Annotated in this window: 17 protein-coding genes, 1 pseudogene and 1 riboswitch; of the genes and pseudogenes, 12 read left to right on the plus strand and 6 right to left on the minus strand. The window is 74.3% G+C overall.

Going from position 1 to position 16775, the window contains the following annotated elements; genetic code table 11:
- Nucleotides 1-42: 42 nt before the first annotated feature.
- From LCD33_RS09475 to LCD33_RS09495, 5 genes are all read right to left on the minus strand, one after another.
- Nucleotides 43-249, minus strand: a complete 207-nt coding sequence (locus LCD33_RS09475; protein WP_224956764.1) for a CDGSH iron-sulfur domain-containing protein — start codon at nucleotides 247-249, stop codon at nucleotides 43-45.
- Nucleotides 236-922 carry a HemK2/MTQ2 family protein methyltransferase gene (locus LCD33_RS09480; protein ID WP_224966558.1) on the minus strand — a complete coding sequence of 229 codons (687 nt, stop codon included), beginning with the start codon at nucleotides 920-922 and terminating at the stop codon, nucleotides 236-238. Before LCD33_RS09480 ends, LCD33_RS09475 begins: the two co-directional genes overlap by 14 nt.
- Entirely contained in the window at nucleotides 919-1371 is a 453-nt protein-coding gene (locus LCD33_RS09485; RefSeq protein ID WP_224977735.1) for an SPW repeat protein, read from the minus strand. Before LCD33_RS09485 ends, LCD33_RS09480 begins: the two co-directional genes overlap by 4 nt.
- Nucleotides 1372-1505: 134 nt before the next feature.
- Nucleotides 1506-2204: a TetR/AcrR family transcriptional regulator gene (locus LCD33_RS09490; protein WP_224966557.1), complete on the minus strand. Its 699-nt coding sequence runs from the start codon at nucleotides 2202-2204 to the stop codon at nucleotides 1506-1508.
- Entirely contained in the window at nucleotides 2197-3456 is a 1260-nt protein-coding gene (locus LCD33_RS09495) for an FAD-dependent monooxygenase (protein WP_224956758.1), read from the minus strand. The genes LCD33_RS09490 and LCD33_RS09495 overlap by 8 nt, the downstream gene beginning before the upstream one ends.
- A 139-nt stretch (nucleotides 3457-3595) precedes the next feature.
- Here LCD33_RS09495 and LCD33_RS09500 point away from each other — a divergent pair, with 139 nt between their 5' ends.
- Together LCD33_RS09500 and LCD33_RS09505 are read left to right on the plus strand one after the other, a co-directional pair.
- Nucleotides 3596-4774, plus strand: a complete 1179-nt coding sequence (locus tag LCD33_RS09500; RefSeq protein WP_224956757.1) for an aromatic acid exporter family protein — start codon at nucleotides 3596-3598, stop codon at nucleotides 4772-4774.
- A 3-nt stretch (nucleotides 4775-4777) separates the two neighbouring features.
- A pseudogene (locus tag LCD33_RS09505) lies at nucleotides 4778-4952 on the plus strand (manganese catalase family protein); the annotation flags it as partial.
- A gap of 269 nt (nucleotides 4953-5221) precedes the next feature.
- Here LCD33_RS09505 and LCD33_RS09510 read toward each other — a convergent pair.
- Nucleotides 5222-6115 carry a hypothetical protein gene (locus LCD33_RS09510; RefSeq protein WP_224956756.1) on the minus strand — a complete coding sequence of 298 codons (894 nt, stop codon included), beginning with the start codon at nucleotides 6113-6115 and terminating at the stop codon, nucleotides 5222-5224.
- A gap of 196 nt (nucleotides 6116-6311) precedes the next feature.
- Here LCD33_RS09510 and LCD33_RS09515 point away from each other — a divergent pair, with 196 nt between their 5' ends.
- From LCD33_RS09515 to LCD33_RS09560, 10 genes are all read left to right on the plus strand, one after another.
- Nucleotides 6312-7646: an MFS transporter gene (locus LCD33_RS09515; protein WP_224956755.1), complete on the plus strand. Its 1335-nt coding sequence runs from the start codon at nucleotides 6312-6314 to the stop codon at nucleotides 7644-7646.
- The gene (locus LCD33_RS09520) at nucleotides 7643-8683 is read left to right on the plus strand and encodes an Ldh family oxidoreductase (RefSeq protein ID WP_224966556.1); all 1041 of its coding nucleotides are present in this window, start codon (nucleotides 7643-7645) and stop codon (nucleotides 8681-8683) included. The genes LCD33_RS09515 and LCD33_RS09520 overlap by 4 nt, the downstream gene beginning before the upstream one ends.
- 23 nt (nucleotides 8684-8706) lie before the next feature.
- Nucleotides 8707-9582 carry a dihydrodipicolinate synthase family protein gene (locus LCD33_RS09525; RefSeq protein ID WP_224956753.1) on the plus strand — a complete coding sequence of 292 codons (876 nt, stop codon included), beginning with the start codon at nucleotides 8707-8709 and terminating at the stop codon, nucleotides 9580-9582.
- Nucleotides 9575-10483, plus strand: a complete 909-nt coding sequence (locus tag LCD33_RS09530; RefSeq protein WP_224956752.1) for a ribokinase — start codon at nucleotides 9575-9577, stop codon at nucleotides 10481-10483. The genes LCD33_RS09525 and LCD33_RS09530 overlap by 8 nt, the downstream gene beginning before the upstream one ends.
- A 22-nt stretch (nucleotides 10484-10505) precedes the next feature.
- Entirely contained in the window at nucleotides 10506-11177 is a 672-nt protein-coding gene (locus tag LCD33_RS09535) for a GntR family transcriptional regulator (protein WP_224956751.1), read from the plus strand.
- Between the two features lie 76 nt (nucleotides 11178-11253).
- A complete protein-coding gene (locus LCD33_RS09540; RefSeq protein ID WP_224956749.1) occupies nucleotides 11254-12228 on the plus strand; it encodes a 2-hydroxyacid dehydrogenase in 975 nt (324 codons plus the stop codon).
- 242 nt (nucleotides 12229-12470) lie between these two features.
- Nucleotides 12471-12995 carry a DUF3558 family protein gene (locus LCD33_RS09545; protein ID WP_224956747.1) on the plus strand — a complete coding sequence of 175 codons (525 nt, stop codon included), beginning with the start codon at nucleotides 12471-12473 and terminating at the stop codon, nucleotides 12993-12995.
- A 194-nt stretch (nucleotides 12996-13189) separates the two neighbouring features.
- Nucleotides 13190-13375, plus strand: a riboswitch (cobalamin riboswitch).
- 153 nt (nucleotides 13376-13528) lie between these two features.
- Nucleotides 13529-14386: a hypothetical protein gene (locus tag LCD33_RS09550; protein WP_224977736.1), complete on the plus strand. Its 858-nt coding sequence runs from the start codon at nucleotides 13529-13531 to the stop codon at nucleotides 14384-14386.
- Entirely contained in the window at nucleotides 14383-15486 is a 1104-nt protein-coding gene (locus LCD33_RS09555) for a PLP-dependent cysteine synthase family protein (protein ID WP_224977737.1), read from the plus strand. Before LCD33_RS09550 ends, LCD33_RS09555 begins: the two co-directional genes overlap by 4 nt.
- Entirely contained in the window at nucleotides 15483-16739 is a 1257-nt protein-coding gene (locus LCD33_RS09560; protein ID WP_224966553.1) for an MFS transporter, read from the plus strand. Before LCD33_RS09555 ends, LCD33_RS09560 begins: the two co-directional genes overlap by 4 nt.
- The last annotated feature ends 36 nt before the right edge of the window (nucleotides 16740-16775 follow it).

Genomic DNA, 16775 nt, shown 5'->3' on the forward strand with positions numbered 1-16775 from the left:
CCGGTGATCACTGGGCCGGCCGACGTCCCCGCGGATGCCGGACTAACCGGCGTCCCGCCGGGTGCGGCGCCGGTGGCTGGTGTCGCACAGCGGGAACCGGCGGCTGCGCCGGCAGGCGCACACGGCCACTACGAACCGGTCGCAGCGCACGGTGGTGCCGTCGGGCGCGACCAGCTCCACCGGCCCGTCGACGAGCACCGGGCCGTCCGGTACGACGCGCACCCGGCGCGCCGGGTCACGTCCGGGCACCGCGGATCACCACCAGTTCTTCGCAGCGCTGCCCGGGTTCGATCAGCCCGCGCTCGGCCAGGAAACCGGCACGGCGCCGCAGCACCGGGCCGAACGGCTGGGTGCGGCGCGCCGGGATCGACACGTCCAGCCCGGCGGTGCCGAGCCGCCGCACCGTTTCGTCCACATCGGACACCGAGGACTGCACGAGCAGCAGCACCCCGGCGGGCCGCAGCATCCCGGGCACCGCGGCGCACAGCGCGTCCAGCACCGCCCGCCCGTCGGGGCCGGCGTCCCAGGCCCGCGCGGCGCGGTGCCGCGGCGGACGTTCCCGCGCCGAGGGCACGTACGGCGGGTTGGACAGCACCAGGTCGAACCGCTCGTGCGCCGAGAGTTCCAGCGAGCGCACCCGCCGGGCCCGCACCGGCAACCGGTGCAGGCGCGCGTGGGCGCGGGCGGTGAGCACCGCCCGCGCGGACACGTCGATCGCGGTGACGTCCTCGGCACCGGCGCGCGCCGCCGCCAGGGCGAGCGCCCCGGTGCCGGTCCCGACGTCGAGCACCCGGGTTCCGGCGTCCACCGCCTCCTGCCGCAGCGCCCGTTCCAGCAGCCGCGTGTCGCCCTGCGGCCGGTAGACGCCCGGTGCGCTGAGCCAGCGTGGGGCGGCGGTGGGCCCGGGTGCGGTGCGCGTCATCGCGCCCGGCCGCCGCGGCCGCCCATCAGGCTCGTGCCCAGCGCCCCGGCCCCGGCGAGGATCAGCAGCGCACCGGCGATGACGTTGCTCCACACCATGCCCGCCGAGGGCGTGGCGGTCGGAACGATCCAGGTGGACACGATCAGCCAGGCGCCCAGCGGCACCAGCACCCAGCTCAGCCCGCCGCCGCGCTCGAACAAGCCGGTGAGCCCGAGTCCGATGGCGACCGCGACCAGACCGATGATCAGGTTGTGCGTGCGCATGCCCGGTTGGGCTAGGTCGAAGCCGAGGACCCAGGGGGAGATCGCCGCCCACAGCCCGGCCAGCGCGACCACGCCGTCGGCGACGACGGTCTGCGGCGAGCCGAGAGCGCCGCCGTACTGCTGCTGCAACGACACCACGTCGGGGTGATCGCGCATCGATGCTTCGCGCGACGTCCGCTCGGTCATGATGGACCCCTTTCGCGAGGAGTTTCCTTCGCCTTCCAGGGGTCGCCGCCGGGCGGGCCGGGGAAACGTGCCTCCGCGGATCCGCGCACCGCCGATCTCCGGAACGGGTCCCCGGCGGGCCCGGCGTGCCGCGATCAGGCGCCGGGGGAGATGACCTCCAGCGCGAGGGCGCGCCCGGCGACGAGGTGCCGGATCCCCTCGGCGGCGGCCGACGCGACCTGCTCCGGACCGGCCTGCTCCGGGCCGAGCAGCGCGGTGACGGCCGCGGCGAGCACCCGTTCGGGGTCGTCGACCGGCAGCCGCGGCGGGCGAACGGCCGCGGCGGCGAACCCGGTGGTCAGCGCGTGCAGCGCCAACGCCTGCTCGGCCAGCGGCCAGTCGGTGCGCGCGAGCCCGTGGTCCCGCCAGATCGGCAGCACGTCGGCCATCACCGCGTCCGGCCCCAGCGCGGCGAGCAGCTCCGCCGACCGGGGATCGTCGGCCAGCACGCCGAGCAGGTGGTCGTCCCCGCTGCGCAGTCCGCTGACGAACCGGCGTTCGGTGGCGGTGCGCAGCATCCGCGGGCACAGCCGGGACGGCCGTGCCAGGTCCGGGTCGGCGGTGACCGCGGCGATCGCTTCGTCGGCCATCGCGAGGAAGTCCCGGCACACCAGGCCGAGCAGCAGGTCCTCCTTCGTCTTCCAGTACAGGTAGACGGTTCCCTTGCCGATGTGGGCCCGCTTGGCGACCTCGGCGATCGTGACGCCCTTGCTCCCGCGGTCGAGCAGCAGCTCGCCTGCGGCGGCGAGGATGCGCGCCGCTTTCGGCGAAGCGTGCTCGGGCAGGTCAGCCAACGGGTGCCTCCTGTTCCGGTGCGGGTTCCCCCAGGACGTCGCCCACGATATCGACGCTCGCTCCCGTGACCGCGTCGTCCTGGCGCATCAGCCGTTGCACCAGGCGCTTGCCCGGCCGGGTCTTCGCCAGCTTCGGCATCGCCCGGCGCAGCAGGATCTGGCGCCGGGAGTCCGCGACGAAGATCTTGCGCTGCTCGAAGGCGTTGCGCTGGAACCGCTCGATGTGCGGGCGGAGCATCGTCTCCCACTCGCCCAGGGCCCGTTCGACGTCGTCCGGGTGCCGTTCGAGCACGGCGCCGAGCAGGTCCGCGCCGGTGAACCCGGCCGAGACGCCCATCCCGGCGTAGAGCGTGACGCACCAGGCCGAGTCGCCGACGAGGACGACCCGGCCGCGGTGCCAGGTGTCGAGCCGCACCTGCTCGACCGAGTCGAACAGCAGCCGGTCCGAGGATTCGGCCGTGGCCACCACGTCGCCGAGGGTGCCGCCGAGCGGCCGGGGTCTGAAGGCGGCCCGGATGCTCTCGCCGGGCGGCCGGGCGAACTCGGCGTCGACGTCGTCGGTGCGGTAGGTCAGCAGGACGGTGGGGTCGTGGTCGGTGAACGCGAAGACCCACATCGAGCGGTCCGGTTCGAGCAGCGTGGCGCCTTGGCCGGGCAGGAGTCCCGGGGGCGTGCCCGGGTATTCGCACGCGGCGATCATGTAGTCCAGCCGGTGCAGGTGCTCCTCGTGCGGGCCGAAGACGAGGGAGCGCACGGTGGAGCGCAGCCCGTCCGCGCCGACGACCAGGTCGTAGCGCTCGGTGGTCGTGGTGTCCGTCGCGGTGTCGAGCAGGGTCACGTCCACTCCGCCCGGCTCCTGCTCGATCGCGGTCGGCACCGTCGAGTACCGGACTTCCGCGTCCGCGGGCAGCGCCGAGAACGCGGCCCGCTCCGCGTCGCCGCGCAGCATGACCCACGGCTTGCCGGGGATGTCGGCGAACGAGGTGCCGGGCCGGCGCCGACCCTTCCGATCGAGGTCGAGGTGCTGCGCGGTGCCGGACCGGTCGTGCATCGCGTCGAGGATCCCGAGCCGCCGCGCGGCGTGCCTGCCCGCGCCGAACAACGCGACGAAGTAGCCGCCGGAGCGGCGCGCGGGCGCCCGTTCGACGAGCACCGGTGTCCAGCCCGCCCGGTGCAGCCGCGCCGCCGTGGCGAGTCCGCTGATGCCCGCTCCGATCACGAGCGCGCGGCCCGCGGTGGTGTCGTTGCCCATGCCTCAGACCATACTGACCAAAATGTTCATTCGGTCAGTCAGTGATGTGGGTCTCACCATCACGTGTGCGCGGAGCCCGCGTCCGGGTATGGCCGGTGAACGCGTGCTCGTCGATCGCGCCGTCGGGAGGAGGCGGAGGGTGACGTCCCAGGAGCCCGGACCTGGAGGTGCCGCAGGCGGGCCGGAACTGCTCCGGCGCTGGCTGCGCTCGCTCTCCGAGCACGTCCGGGACCACGCCGACACCTGGCTGCTGCTGCTCAAGGGCGTGGTGGCCGCGACCCTGTCCTGGTGGATCGCGGCCGGGGCCCTGGGGGCGCAGGCCGCGTCCTTCGCCCCGTTCTCGGCGGTGCTGCTGGTGCACTCGACGGTCTCGCGGTCGTTGAACCACTCGGTGCGGTACCTGGCCGCGATGGTCGCGGGCATCGTGCTGGCCGGGGTGGTCATCACGCTGGGCGGCGCGGGCATCGCGGTGTTCGCGCTCGTGGTGGCGCTGGCCCTGCTCATCGGGCAGTGGCGCCGGTTGGGCAGCCAGGGCTGGCAGGTGGCGGTCGCGGTGATGTTCGCCTACCAGTACTTCGTGCAGTCCGAGGACCAGCAGGCCAGCTGGGCGCAGCTCGGCGCCCTGTGCGGGTTGGTGCTGCTCGGCTCGGTCGTCGGCGTCGGCACGAACCTGCTGCTGGTCCCGCCGTTGCGCTACCGGTCGGCCGAGCACGGCGTGCGCGCGCTGAGCCGGTCGGTCGCGAACTGCCTCGACGAGTTCGCCGAGGCCGTGGACGACGGCCTGCCGTCCCGGGACCGGGCCCAGGAGCTGTGGTCTCGCGCGCAGGACCTGCAAGGGCTCGCGGCGAGCGCGCGGCACGGCCTCGACGACGCCGCCGAGACCCAGCGGTTCAACCCGCGCAAGCTGCTGGCCGGGGCGCCGCGGTCGTTCACCGGGCACCACTACACGGTCAACGCGCTCACCCGGGTGATCAACGAGTTGCAATCGGTCGCGCGCTCGCTGGACACCGACGACGAGGCCGAGGACGAGCCGCAGCGGCGGTGGACCTCGTCCTTCGGGGAGCTGCTGTCCGCGGTCGGCGAAGCGTGCCGCAGCCTCGGCGAGGTGCACTCCGCGGCCGACCTGCGCGACGGCGGGGAACTCGCCGACCGCGTCGAACGCGCCCGGCGGTGCGGGGCGGAACTCGCCGAGCGGCGAGTGGCGGAGGGGATCGACGCGGCGACGCCGTGGCCGATCTTCCGCGCGCTCACCACCGACGCCCGCCGCCTGGTCGACGACCTGATCAGCGCCCACGACGACCTGAAGCGCCTCGGCTGACGCGGGGTGCCGGTCAGGGGCGCGTTCATCACGGCGAGCGGGAACCTGCTGGTGGACTTCACCTCCAACGCCGACGCGGAGATGCAGGGACGGGCGCAGGTCGCGCGGCTCCACCACATGACCGACGACAAGGGTGTTCGCGACCTGCCGTCCTTCTTGCCGGCCCGCGACACCACGCGCCCGTCGCGAATCGCGATCAGCGGTGGACGCCGCACGCCGGCTGCGGAACGCGTCGTCGTCCTGCCGGTTGTGCGGCGCTGTTCGCGTGGGGGTGCCGCCGGGCCTGGACGCGTCGGGGCGTCGCCCGCTGCGGCGACCAGGGGGCCGAGTCCGAAGTGGACCGCCGGAATTCCTCGGCGTGGCGGCGGAACCGCGTCGAGGGACCGGAAACCGGGCGGGATGGAGGAAGGCGGGACGGACGGCCCGCGGGCGGCCGCCGGATCCGGCTCAGCCGACCAGTCCGCTGATGGTCTGCTCCCAGGTGGTGGCGAGGGCCGGGGTGGTGAGGCCGAGTTGGGCGAGGACGGCGACGCAGCGGCCGTCGGCGGCGTGCAGCCGGACCACGGAGGTGGGACCGCGCACGCCGTGCGGCCGGGTGATGCGGGCCTCGGCGAGGTCGGCGGGGTGGAAGGCGGCGTTGCAGCCGCCGGAGACCATCGTGATCATGTTGCCGCGGTGCTCGACGAGGTCGAGCGCGCCGGTGTGCAGCTGGAGGCAGCCGCGGTTGAGCACGCCGATGCTCAGCGGCACCCCGGTGTCGCACAGGTGGCAGAGCAGGTCGACGACCTGCGCCGGTTCGACCGCGACCCCCGCGTCGGCTCCGGAGGTGGCGTCGGCGAGCAGCCCGTCGAGGGTGCCGAGCTGGTCGGAGGAGTCGCCCGCCGGTTCGGCGCGGGATTCCTCCGCCGCGGCGGGCCGCGCCATCCGCAGCAGGTCCATGGCGAAGGTTCCGCGGTGCGACACCAGGTAGCCGCGGTGCACCACGCGGTGCAGGTGGTCGAACATCCACAGCCCCGGTGGTTCGTGGCGCCCCTCGTCGGCGTCCATCGCGACGAACGCCCGCACCGACGGCCGGTGCAGCCGCAGCAGCACCGCGTCCGGGACGAGCGGCAGCGGGTCCCCGGTGAAGCTGGGCGGGGCGTAGGTGCCGAGGTCGCTGATCAGCGCGGTGCCGTTGGCGGTCATGGCGACGCACTCGTCGAGCAGCGGCAGGTGCGCGGCGAGCGCGTCCACGTCGAGGTCGAGCCGTGCGCCGTGCGAGCCGGGCCGGTTCAGCAGCAGGTCGAGGTCGGTCCGGGAGCCGGTGCCCGCGGCGCCGCGGGACGGATCAGGTGGGTGCAACGTCGAGGTCCTCACTGGTCGGCGGGGACGGAACTGAATCTTAGGCGAGCCTAACCTAATATCGACGCTCCGGGGTGCTCGCCCGGTCGTCGATCCCCGCCGGGAAGCGGTTCTTGCGGGGTCTTCGTTAACGGTTTACGGTTCACGAACCCGGTGGCGACGCGGCCACCGGTTCGGTTTCGAAGGAGAACCGTTCATGGAATCCGACTCGCTGACCTCCGGCGGCGAGCGCGCGCCCGGCCGCGCCACCCCCGGCTCGAAGGTCGGCCGGTACCGCTACCTGGTGCTCGCCGCGGTGACGCTGGGCATCGCGGTCAACTACCTCGACCGCGCCACGATCAGCGTCGCGCTGCCGGACATGGAAGCCGACCTCGGCATGTCCGACGCGCTGGCCGGCGTGCTGCTGTCCTCGTTCTTCTGGACCTACTCGGCCGCCCAGCTGCCCGCCGGGTTCCTCGCGGGCAGGCTCGGGCCGCGGAAGCTCATCGCGCTGTCCGCGCTGGTCTTCGGCGCGGTCACGATGCTGATGGGCCTCGCCTGGGGCGTCGGCTCGCTGGTCGTGCTGCGGCTGCTGCTGGGAATCGGGGAGGCGCCCGCGTTCCCGGCCGCCGCCCAGGTGGTCTCCGAGTGGTTCCCGAAGGGGGAGCGCAGCTTCGCCTCCGGCACCTTCAACAACGGCAACCCGATCGGCTCGACGCTGTGCATCCCGCTGGTCGCGCTGCTCGTCGCGAGCTTCGGCTGGCGGGCCTCGTTCCTGGTGACCGGCGGCCTCGCCGTCGCCTACGCCGTCGGGTGGTGGTTCTTCTACCGCTCGCCGCGCGAATCCCGGCGGGTCGGCGACGCCGAACTCGCGCACATCCGCTCCGGGCAGGAGGAACGCGCGGACGCCGAGCAGCCGGTGGCGGTGTCCTGGAAGTCGCTGTTCCGCCACCGCGCCGTGTGGTCGATGATGATCGGCTTCTTCTGCATCAACTTCGTCGCGTACTTCTTCATCACCTGGTTCCCGACGTACCTGGTGAACACCTACGACCTGACGCTGCTCAACTTCGGGTTCCTCGGGATGGTCCCCGGCATCGCCTCGATGCTCGGCGGCTGGACGGGCGGGCTCGTGTCGGACTGGCTGGTGCGCCGCGGCACCGACCTCACGACGGCGCGCAAGGGCTGCCTCGTCGGCGGGCTGCTCGGCACCTCGGTGATCGCGCTGGCCGTGGTCTCGCCCGGGGTGGGCACGGCGCTGGTGGCGCTGTCGGTGTCGTACTTCTCCAGCACGTTCGCCGCCGCGTCCGTGTGGTGCCTGCCCGCGGACGTGGCGCCCACCGCCGCGCACGTCGGCTCGCTCGGCGGGATCCAGAACGCCGCCGCCAACTGCGCCGGGATCGTTTCGCCGATCCTGATCGGCGTGATCACCGGGATCACCTCGTCGTTCGCGGTGCCGCTGCTGATCGCGGGCGGGGTGGCCGTGCTCGGCGCGCTGAACTACGCGTTCTTCATGCCGCGGCTGCGGCCGCTCGCCACCGAGGAGACCGCGTGATCGAGATCAGCGAGCTGACCGACCGGGTGCGCGGCGTCGTGCGCGCGCTCGGCGCCCCCGCGGAGGTCGCCACCGAGGTCGCCGACCACCTGGTGCGGGCCGAGCTCTCCGGGCACGCCAGCCACGGCGTGCTGCGGTTGCCGCAGTACGCCGCCGAGATCGAGCGCGGGCTGATCGTCGCCGGGGCGCGCGCGGAAGTCGTCAGCGCGACACCCGCGGCGATCGTCGTCGACGGCCACCACGGCTTCGGCCACCACGCCGCCGCGCTGGCCACCGAGGAGGCCGCCGTCGCCGCCGAACGCCTCGGCGTCGCCGCCGCCACCGTCCGCCGCAGCACCCACATCGGCCGCCTCGGCGAGTACGCCGAACGGCTCGCCGCGCGCGGGCTCGTCGCGCTCGTGCAGGTCGGCGCCGCCGGACCCGGCGTGGGCAGCATGGCGCCGTTCGGGAGCGGCAGCGGCAGGCCCTTCCTCAACACCAACCCGTGGTCGGTCGGCGTCCCCGCCGCCGACGGCGCGATCGTGTTCGACGGTTCGATGTCGACCATCGCCGAGGGCAAGGTGCACGCCGCGAAGCGCACCGGTGATCCGTTGCCGGAGGGCGCCGTGCTGACCGCGGACGGCCTGCCGGGCACCGACCCGGAGGACTTCTACGCCGACGGCACGCTGACCCCGCTCGGTGGCGCGCTCGCCGGGCACAAGGGCTACGGGCTGGCCCTGGCCGCCGCGCTGCTCGGCGGCCTCGCGCACGCCGACGGGTCCGCCGCCTCGCTGCGCGGCCTGGCGCGGCTGCGCGGACCCGACGAGGACCCGGCGGGCCTCGGCGGTGTCACGATCATCGCGCTCGACCCGGGCGCGGTCGGCGAGCGGGACGCCTACGCCGCGACCACCGGCCGGGTCGCCGCCGCGCTGCGCGCCGACGGGGTGCTGGTGCCCGGCGACCTGGAACGGCGCAGCCGCGCCGAAGCCGGTACCTCCGTCGCGCTGCCGCCCGGAACCCTCGCCGAACTCGCCGCCCTCGAAACCAGCCTGTTGTGACCGACCACCCCGAAAGGACCGACATGACCGCGCCGAACCGGCCGATCATCCTCACCGCCGCCCCCGTCGGCTTCGCCGCGGACGGGTCGGTGGACCTGGCGGCCTCGCGCCGCATCCTCGAGTTCATCGCCGCCTCCGGCACCGACGGGGCTTTCGTGCTCGGCACCACCGGCGAGTTCCCCTCGCTGACCGAGCGGGAGCGGCACGACCTCGCACGGCTCAGCCTGGAAGTGCTGCGCGGCAAGCGGGTCGTCGTGCACGTCGGCGCGCCCAGCGCGTTCCAGGTGCGGGGGCTGATCGCCGACGCCCGCGAGCTCGGGGCCACCTCGGTCGCGGTGCTCACCCCGTACTACCTGCCCGCCGGGGACGAGGCGATCGTGGAGTTCTTCCGGTCCGCCACCGCCGACGCCGACGGGCTCGACGTGTACGCGTACCTGTTCACCGACCGCACCGGCAACGCCGTCCGGCCGGAGCTGCTGGGCCGGATCGCGGCGCTGCCCGCGGTCGTCGGCGCCAAGATCAGCGGTGAGTCGCTGGACGCGGTCGCCGCCTACCGGGACGCGGTCCCGGCGGACTTCCAGATCTTCACCGGTGGTGATCGGGACATCGCGCAGGTGACCGCGCGCGGCATCGACGGCGTGGTCTCCGGGGTCGCCTCGGTGCTGCCCAAGCCGTTCGTGGCGGCCGCCGACGCCGGCGCCGCCGGGGACCCGGCCGCGGTGTCCCGGGCGCAGGACGGCGTCGACCTCGCGGTGGACGCGGTGCGCGGCGACCCGGAGCGGATGAAGGCCGGCCTGGCGCTGCAGGGCGTCGAGGCGGGCACCAGCCGGATGGCGCTCGACCCGGTGGACGCCGCCGGGCGCGCCGAACTGGAACGCGCGGTCGCCGCCCATGGCTGAGCGCGGCGGGCGCGTGTGCGTGCTCGGCAGCGCCAACGTGGACACCGTGGTCCGGGTCGAGCGCAGGCCGCTGCCGGGGGAGACGGTGCGCGGCCTCGGCCGGGACCGCTTCGCCGGCGGCAAGGGGCTGAACCAGGCGGTGGCGGCCGCCCGGATGGGCGCGACCGTCGACTTCCGCGCGCGCGTCGGCGCGGACGGCGAAGCGGACTTCCTCGCCCGGCGGCTGGCGGCCGACGGGCTCGACCTGTCCGGCGTGCTGCGCACCTCGGCGCCGACCGGCACCGCCGACATCGCCGTGGACGCCGCCGGGGAGAACACGATCGTCTTCTGCGGCGGCGCGAACGACGAGTTCACCGAGCTCAGCGCCGCGGACGGGGCGGCGATCGCGACCGCGGACGTGCTGCTGCTGCAAGGCGAGGTTCCGGTGCCGGTGCTCGTCGAAGCCGCCGGGCTCGGCCGCACCGTCGTGCTCACCCCGGCCCCGGTGCGGGCGTTCCCCGCCGCACTGCTCGACGCGGTGGACGTGCTGGTGCCCAACGAGCACGAGGCCGCCGAGCTCACCGGTGAGCGGGACCCGGCCGCCGCGGCGCGCGCGCTGTCCACCGGCGGACGGTCGGTGCTGGTCACGGTCGGGGAGCGCGGAGTGGAGCTCGCCGCCGACGGCCGCTCGCTCGGGCGCGTGCCCGCCGTGCCGGTGTCCACCGTGGACACCACCGGCGCCGGGGACACCTTCGCCGGGGCGCTCGGCGCGCTGCTCGCGGAAGGGGCCGCGCTGCCCGAAGCCGCCCGGGTCGCCGCCGCGGCCGCCGCGCTCAGCGTCACCAGGACGGGCGCGGGCGGCATGCCGCACCGGCACGAGGTGACCGAGCTGCTGGCGGCGACCACTATTGTCCACGGTTGACGATGTGATCGAGGGAGGATGCATGTCCGACTCGCTCGTCCGCGCGGATTCGCTCGGGGAGCGGCTGGCCCGCACGCTCCGGGACCGGATCGTGCGCGGGGAGATCTCGCCGGGCACGCACCTCGTCGAGGACTCCGTGGCGGAGAGCTTCGACGTCAGCCGGGGCCCGGTCCGCGACGCGCTGAAGCTGCTGCGGCTGGAGAACCTGGTCGAACCGCAGCGCCGCGGGGTGCACGTGGTCGGGCTGAGCGCCGCGGACGTCCGCGAGCTCTACGCGATCCGGCAGGCCATCGAGACGCTCGCCGTGACCAGCGCCATCGGTCTCGGCGAGCAGCGCTCGGAGACGGGCATGCTCCGCGGGCTGCGCGGCATGTCCGAGACGGCCACGCCGCCCCGGGCCGCCGAGTTCGCCGAGCACGACCTGCGGTTCCACCGCGGCATCTACGAGGCCAGCGGCAACCGCAGGCTGCTGACGATCTGGCTGCAGATCGAGCCGCTGTTCGCCAGCATGCTTGCGGTCACCAACAGCGAGGACGAGGACCTGGGCCCGGTGTGCACCGCGCACGAGCAGCTGCGGTCCTCGATCGCCGACGGCGACGCGGCGCGCGCCACCTCGCTGCTCACCGCGCACCTGGCGGGCTCCGAGGAGCGGATGCTCGCCGCGCTCCAGCGCATCTGGGCCGCCACTTCCTGACACCACGCGGAACCCGGCTCCTCGCCACCGGCGGGGAGCGGGTTCCGCGCGCCCGGAACACCCCGAGAGAGGAACCATGACCGGTCACATCGTCAGCTTCTACGACCTCAACGACATCACCGAGGCGTCGTTGCGCGAGCACCTGCCGGACCTGCCCGGGCTGCGGATCACCGAGATCGGGCCGGAGCAGGACCCCGCCGCCCACCTGGACGCGCTGGCCACCGCGACGATCGTGCTGGCCCCGCTGGAGAAGGAGCGGCGGATCGGCGCCGAGCTGCTGGACGCGATGCCGCGCTGCGAGCTCGTGCAGTCCGTCGCGGTCGGCTTCGACGGCGTGGACCACCTCGCCGCGGCCGAGCGCGGCATCCCGGTGGCGAACCTGCCCGGGTTCAACGCCGACGCGGTCGCCGACTGGACGGTCGGTTCGCTGCTGTACCTGCTGCGGCACTACGCGGCCGGGCACCGCAAGGTGGAATCCGGCGGCTGGGGACCGGAGGGGTTGCGCGGCCGCGACCTGGCGGCGCTGACGGTCGGCATCCTCGGCTTCGGCAACATCGGGCGCGCGGTGGCCCGTCGCCTGGACGGCTTCGGCGCCCGGGTGGTGGTGCACGACCCGGTGCCGTCCGAGCCGGGCCGGGAGTACCTGCCGCTGGCCGAGGCGGTGGCCGCCTCGGACGTGCTGAGCCTGCACCTGCCGCTGAACACCGCCACCCACGGCCTGGTCGGTGACGAGCTGCTGGCGCGGATGCGGCGCGGCGGCTACGTGCTCAACGCGGGGCGTGGCGGCGTCCTGGACGAGCGGGCGCTGGTGCGGGCCCTGGATTCCGGGCAGCTGGCGGGCGCGGCGCTGGACGTGTTCGAGCAGGAACCGCTGCCCGCGGACTCGCCGCTGCGGGGCCGCTCGGACGTGCTGCTCAATCCGCACACCGCGGGCGTGACCTGGGACGCCTACCACAACCTCCGCGGGAGGTTGTTCGCGAAGCTCGCCGCCGTGCTGACCGGGGAGCGGCCCGCCGACGTGGTCAACGGGGTCGAGCCGCGCCCCCGCTGAAGTTGGCGGGTTCTCGTCATCGGGGGCTGTTTTCGGGGGTGGGAGCGCCGGTGGTCCTGGTCCGCTCGGGGCAGCCGGTGCGCCGGGCCGGTCGCTCGATTCTTGGGCGCTACGGCCGAAACCGCGTTGCTGCCGGAGCCGCGCGCTGGACGCACGGGACATGATCAGCGCGTCCAGCGGGGAGGGCGCGAGTTCTCCGGATCGACCCGATCCGGACCGGATCAACGGCAGGCGTGATGAGTGTGAACGAGAAGGTTGCGGTGCCCCGCATCGGCGCGGTTCGGCTCGGCTCGGTCGGCTTGGCCGTCGTCGCCGCGCTGTCGCTGGCGGGATGCGGCGGCGTGCAGGTCGACTCCCCGAAGGACGCGAGCGGGGAGAAGCCCTGCGACCTGGTGCCCGAGCAGACGGTGCACGAGCTGGGATTCCACCTGGGCGGCAAGGAGAGCGCGGGCGCGTGCACCTGGAGCACCCCGCGGGACAGCGTGCGGCTGGAGGTCGGTGTGGTCGCGGACCGGTCGCTGCAGGACTTCCAGGACGCGGCCGAGGAGTACTCCGACTTCGGCGAGCTGACCATCGGCGGGCACCCGGCGGTGCGCGCGAACTCCGGTGACCCGAAGGCCGACGGCACCTGCGAACTGGTCGTGGCCGCCGACTCGGACCAGGCGGTGTCGGCGAAGTCGAAGATCCCCAGCGGTGCCACCGCCGACCCGTGCGAGCTGGTGGAGCGGGCCCTCGACGCGGCCGTCCCCTCCTGGCCCGCCGCCTAGCCGCCGGGCGCACGGCGAGGTCGCGGTGATCCCGCGTCCGGTGAGGTGGCAGCACCGGGCGCGGGAGCCGGAGTCGCCGATGTCATATTCGCGAACGGCGATGCGTGCGCCGGTGTCCGCCACCTGCGGCGACACCGGTTCCGCCGACCGCGGTGCGGGTTCCGGGCGGTGGCCGCGGCCTTGACATCGGCCACCGGGGCTGCGAACTTCTGAGCCGTTCGAACGACGGTGTGCAGGAAGCCGGTGCGAATCCGGCGCGGTCCCGCCACTGTGAGTGGGGAGTCGTCCTCCACCCGAGCCACTGCCGGTCCCCGGCGGGAAGGCCGGAGGCCGGTGCCGATCCGCGAGCCAGGAGACTGGCACCGTCGTGCCGATTCGTGCGGGGTCGCGGAGCCCCGGAGGAGGTACGTGGTGTCGCGCATCGCCGCATCGCGCCGGGAAGTCCGGCAAACCGTCCACATCGGACACTAGTCGTCCCCGCGGGTTCGTCCCGCCGCTGTGCGTTCCGTTCCGGTTCCAGCTCGGGGAGACACGTGCGTCCTGCCACCACCACTGATCAGTCCTACGTGGACTCGCTGGTCGAGTCCGCGCTGTCCGGCCACGTCCGCGATGCGGACGGGAACGGCCCGGCGGAGCTCTCCGCCGCCGTCGCGTTCCTGACCGTGCAGGCCGCCCGGCACACCGGGCGCGGCACCGGCTACACCAACACCGTGCTCAGCGTCCGGATCGCCGACGCCGTCGGCTCGTGCGCCGTCGAACCCGGCGCCCTGGACGAGGACGCGGTGCGCGACGCCGTGGGCCGCACCGCGGCCGAGCTGCTGCGGCACCCGCTGCTGCCGGTGCGGGTCGCGGCGCTGGACGCCTACCTCGCCGCGCTCACCCCGCACGCCGCGCACCCGCTGTCCCGGCAGGTGGTGATCCCGACGGGCGACTCGCTGGTCAAGTCCACCGCCCGCGCCCGCGCGGTCGCCGCGATCACCGCGGTCCCCGATGGCGGCCGGGTCGCGGTGATCGGCGTGGTGAACTCGCTGCTCGACGCGCTGCGGGACCGCGGGCTCGACTACGTGCCCTGCGACCTCAAGGGCGGCCGCACCGAGTGGGACGAGCCGATCCGCACCGACCACGCCGCCGCGATCGACGGCGCGGACGCGGTGCTGGCCTCCGGCATGGTCCTCGGCAACGGCACCTTCGACGACATCGCCGCGACCTGCGCGGCCCGCGACCTGCCGCTGACCCTGTTCGCGCAGACCGGATCCGCTGTGCTGCGGGAACTGCTCGGCGGCCCGGTGCGCGCGCTGTCGGCGGAGCCCTACCCGTTCTTCTGGCTCTCCGGCGAGGACACCACGATCCACACCTACGAGGCCGCCCGCGCCACCGAGGTCGTGCGGTGACGGGTCGCGCGCCCGCCCGCTGCGACTCGGCCCTGGACCTGATCGGAGGCACCCCGCTGCTGCGGGTCGCCGCACCGATCGCGTTCCCGCACCCGGGTTTCTGGGCGAAGCTGGAGAGCACCGCGCCGGGCGGCATGAAGGCCCGCGCCGCGCACGCCATGCTCACCGCGGCCCGGGCCCGCGGAGAACTGCGCCCCGGCGGGACGGTCGTCGAGTCCACCAGCGGCACCCTGGGCATCGGCCTGGCATACGTGGGGACCGCGCTGGGCCACCCGGTCGTCGTGGTCGCCGACGCGGAGCTCGATGGGCAGACCCGCGCGCTGCTCACCGCGCACGGGGTGCGGGTGGAGCTGGTGCGCGACCCGCACCCGGTGGGCGGCTGGCCCCCCCCGCGGCTGGACCGGGTGCGGGAGCTGCTGGCCGAGCTGCCCGGGGCGTACTGGCCGGACCAGTACAACAACCCGGACAACGTCACCGGCTACCGCGCGCTCGGCCACGAACTGCTGGACCAGCTGCCGGACGCGCAGGTCGTGGTGTGCAGCGTCGGCACCGGCGGGCACAGCGCCGGCATCGCGCGGGCGCTGCGCGAGCGCGCCCCCAGGGTGCGGCTGGTCGGGGTGGACGCGGCGGGGTCCGCGGTGTTCGGCGACCCGGTGGCGAAGCGCCTGATGCGCGGCCTCGGCAGCAGCATCCACCCCGGCAACGTGGACTACGCGGCGTTCGACGAGGTGCACCTGGTCGGCGCGGCGGAGTCCGTCGCGGCCTGCCACCGGCTCGCCGCCGGCGCGTTCGTCACCGGCGGCTGGAGCACCGGCGCGGTGGCGCTGGTGGCGTCCTGGTGCGCCCGGGAGCTCGGCGCGGACCAGGTGGCCGCGGTGTTCCCGGACGGGCCGCACCGCTACTGGGGGACGATCTACGACCCGGACTTCCTCGCCGCGCAGGACTTCCCGGAACCCGCCGCCGAACCGGTGGACGCGGACGGCATACCGTCCGAAGTGGACAGCAGAACGACGTGGAGGAGGTCGCGCAAGGTGGTCGATCCGTGTGCCCGGCGAGCCGACGGCCCGGCGGAATGCCCGGTCTGCGAGGTGCGGCCGTGAACCGCGCCGCGTTCGCCCGGTTGTCCCCGGCGGCGAAGCTGCTGGTGATCAACCAGTTCGGCATCAACGTCGGCTTCTACATGCTGATGCCGTTCCTGGCCGCGTACATGAGCGGGAACCTCGGCTACGGCGCCGCCGTGGTCGGGCTCGTGCTCGGCGTCCGCAACTTGAGCCAGCAGGGCATGTTCCTGCTCGGCGGCACCGCGGCGGACCGCCTCGGCTGCCGGCCGATGATCATCGCCGGTTGCGCGTTGCGCGTGGTGTCGTTCGGCCTGTTCGCCGTGTTCACCACGCTGCCCGGCCTGTTCGCCGCCGCGATCCTCACCGGCCTGGCGGGGGCGCTGTTCAACCCGGCGGTGCGGACCTACCTGATGCACGAGGCGGGGGAGCGGCGCGCCGAGGTCTTCGCCGTGTTCAACGTGTTCCAGCACGCGGGCACCCTGGTGGGGCCGCTGCTGGGCGCGGCGCTGCTGGCGGTGGACTTCCGGGTCATCGCACTGGTGGCGTGCGTGGCCTTCGCGGTGCTCACCGGCGCGCAGCTGCTGGTGCTGCCGCACCGCGAGGTCGAGCCGCAGCGCCAGAGCGTGCTGGGCAGCTGGCGGGAAGTGGTGCTGAACCGGCGGTTCCTCGGCTTCACCCTGGCGCTGTCGGCGTACTTCGCGCTCTACAACCAGCTCTACCTGACGCTGCCGCTGGAGGCGCAGCGGGTGTCCGGGGTGGCGTGGTCCATCGCCGTCGTGTTCGGGGTGTCCACGCTGATCGGCGTGTTCGGGCAGGTGCGGATCACCGAGTGGTGCCGGGCGCGGTGGAGCTCCGGCCGGTCCATCGTGGTCGGCCTGGCCTGCATGGGCGGCTCGTTCGTGCCGATCCTGCTGGCCGCACCCGTGCTGCCGGAACGGCTGCCCGTCGGCGGCATCGCCGGGACGGTGCTGGCGTTCGTGCCCGTGGTGCTCGCGATCGTGCTGTTCACCGTCGGGCAGGCGATGACGAACCCGTTCGCGATGGAACTGCTTCCCGCGGTCGGCAGCGAACGCCTCGCCGGCACCTACTACGGCTTCTACTACCTGGTCTCCAGCCTGGTCGCGGCCGCGGTCAGCTGGCTGGCGGGCGCGCTGCTGGACGCCTTCGCCGAGCCGGGGATGCGCTGGCTGCCGTGGGCGGTGCTGGTGCTGGTGGGCTTGGCCGGCAGCGCGGGCACCCGCCTGCTGGAACGCCGGGGAGCGCTCACCCCCACCACCCCGGCCGAGGCCTGACCGCCCGAGGACCAAGCGGGTCTCGGCCCTCTCCTG

Origin of the sequence: Saccharopolyspora sp. 7B (genome assembly GCF_020177435.1) — a bacterium.
Taxonomy (GTDB): Bacteria; Actinomycetota; Actinomycetes; order Mycobacteriales; family Pseudonocardiaceae; genus Saccharopolyspora_C; species Saccharopolyspora_C gregorii.

Bases quoted from the DNA above. Each gene is read 5' to 3' on its own strand.
- LCD33_RS09480 (WP_224966558.1), bottom strand. From the start codon at position 922: ATGACGCGCACCGCACCCGGGCCCACCGCCGCCCCACGCTGGCTCAGC.
- LCD33_RS09485 (WP_224977735.1), bottom strand. From the start codon at position 1,371: ATGACCGAGCGGACGTCGCGCGAAGCATCGATGCGCGATCACCCCGAC.
- LCD33_RS09495 (WP_224956758.1), bottom strand. From the start codon at position 3,456: ATGGGCAACGACACCACCGCGGGCCGCGCGCTCGTGATCGGAGCGGGC.
- LCD33_RS09515 (WP_224956755.1), top strand. From the start codon at position 6,312: ATGGAATCCGACTCGCTGACCTCCGGCGGCGAGCGCGCGCCCGGCCGC.
- LCD33_RS09525 (WP_224956753.1), top strand. From the start codon at position 8,707: ATGACCGCGCCGAACCGGCCGATCATCCTCACCGCCGCCCCCGTCGGC.
- LCD33_RS09530 (WP_224956752.1), top strand. From the start codon at position 9,575: ATGGCTGAGCGCGGCGGGCGCGTGTGCGTGCTCGGCAGCGCCAACGTG.
- LCD33_RS09535 (WP_224956751.1), top strand. From the start codon at position 10,506: ATGTCCGACTCGCTCGTCCGCGCGGATTCGCTCGGGGAGCGGCTGGCC.
- LCD33_RS09540 (WP_224956749.1), top strand. From the start codon at position 11,254: ATGACCGGTCACATCGTCAGCTTCTACGACCTCAACGACATCACCGAG.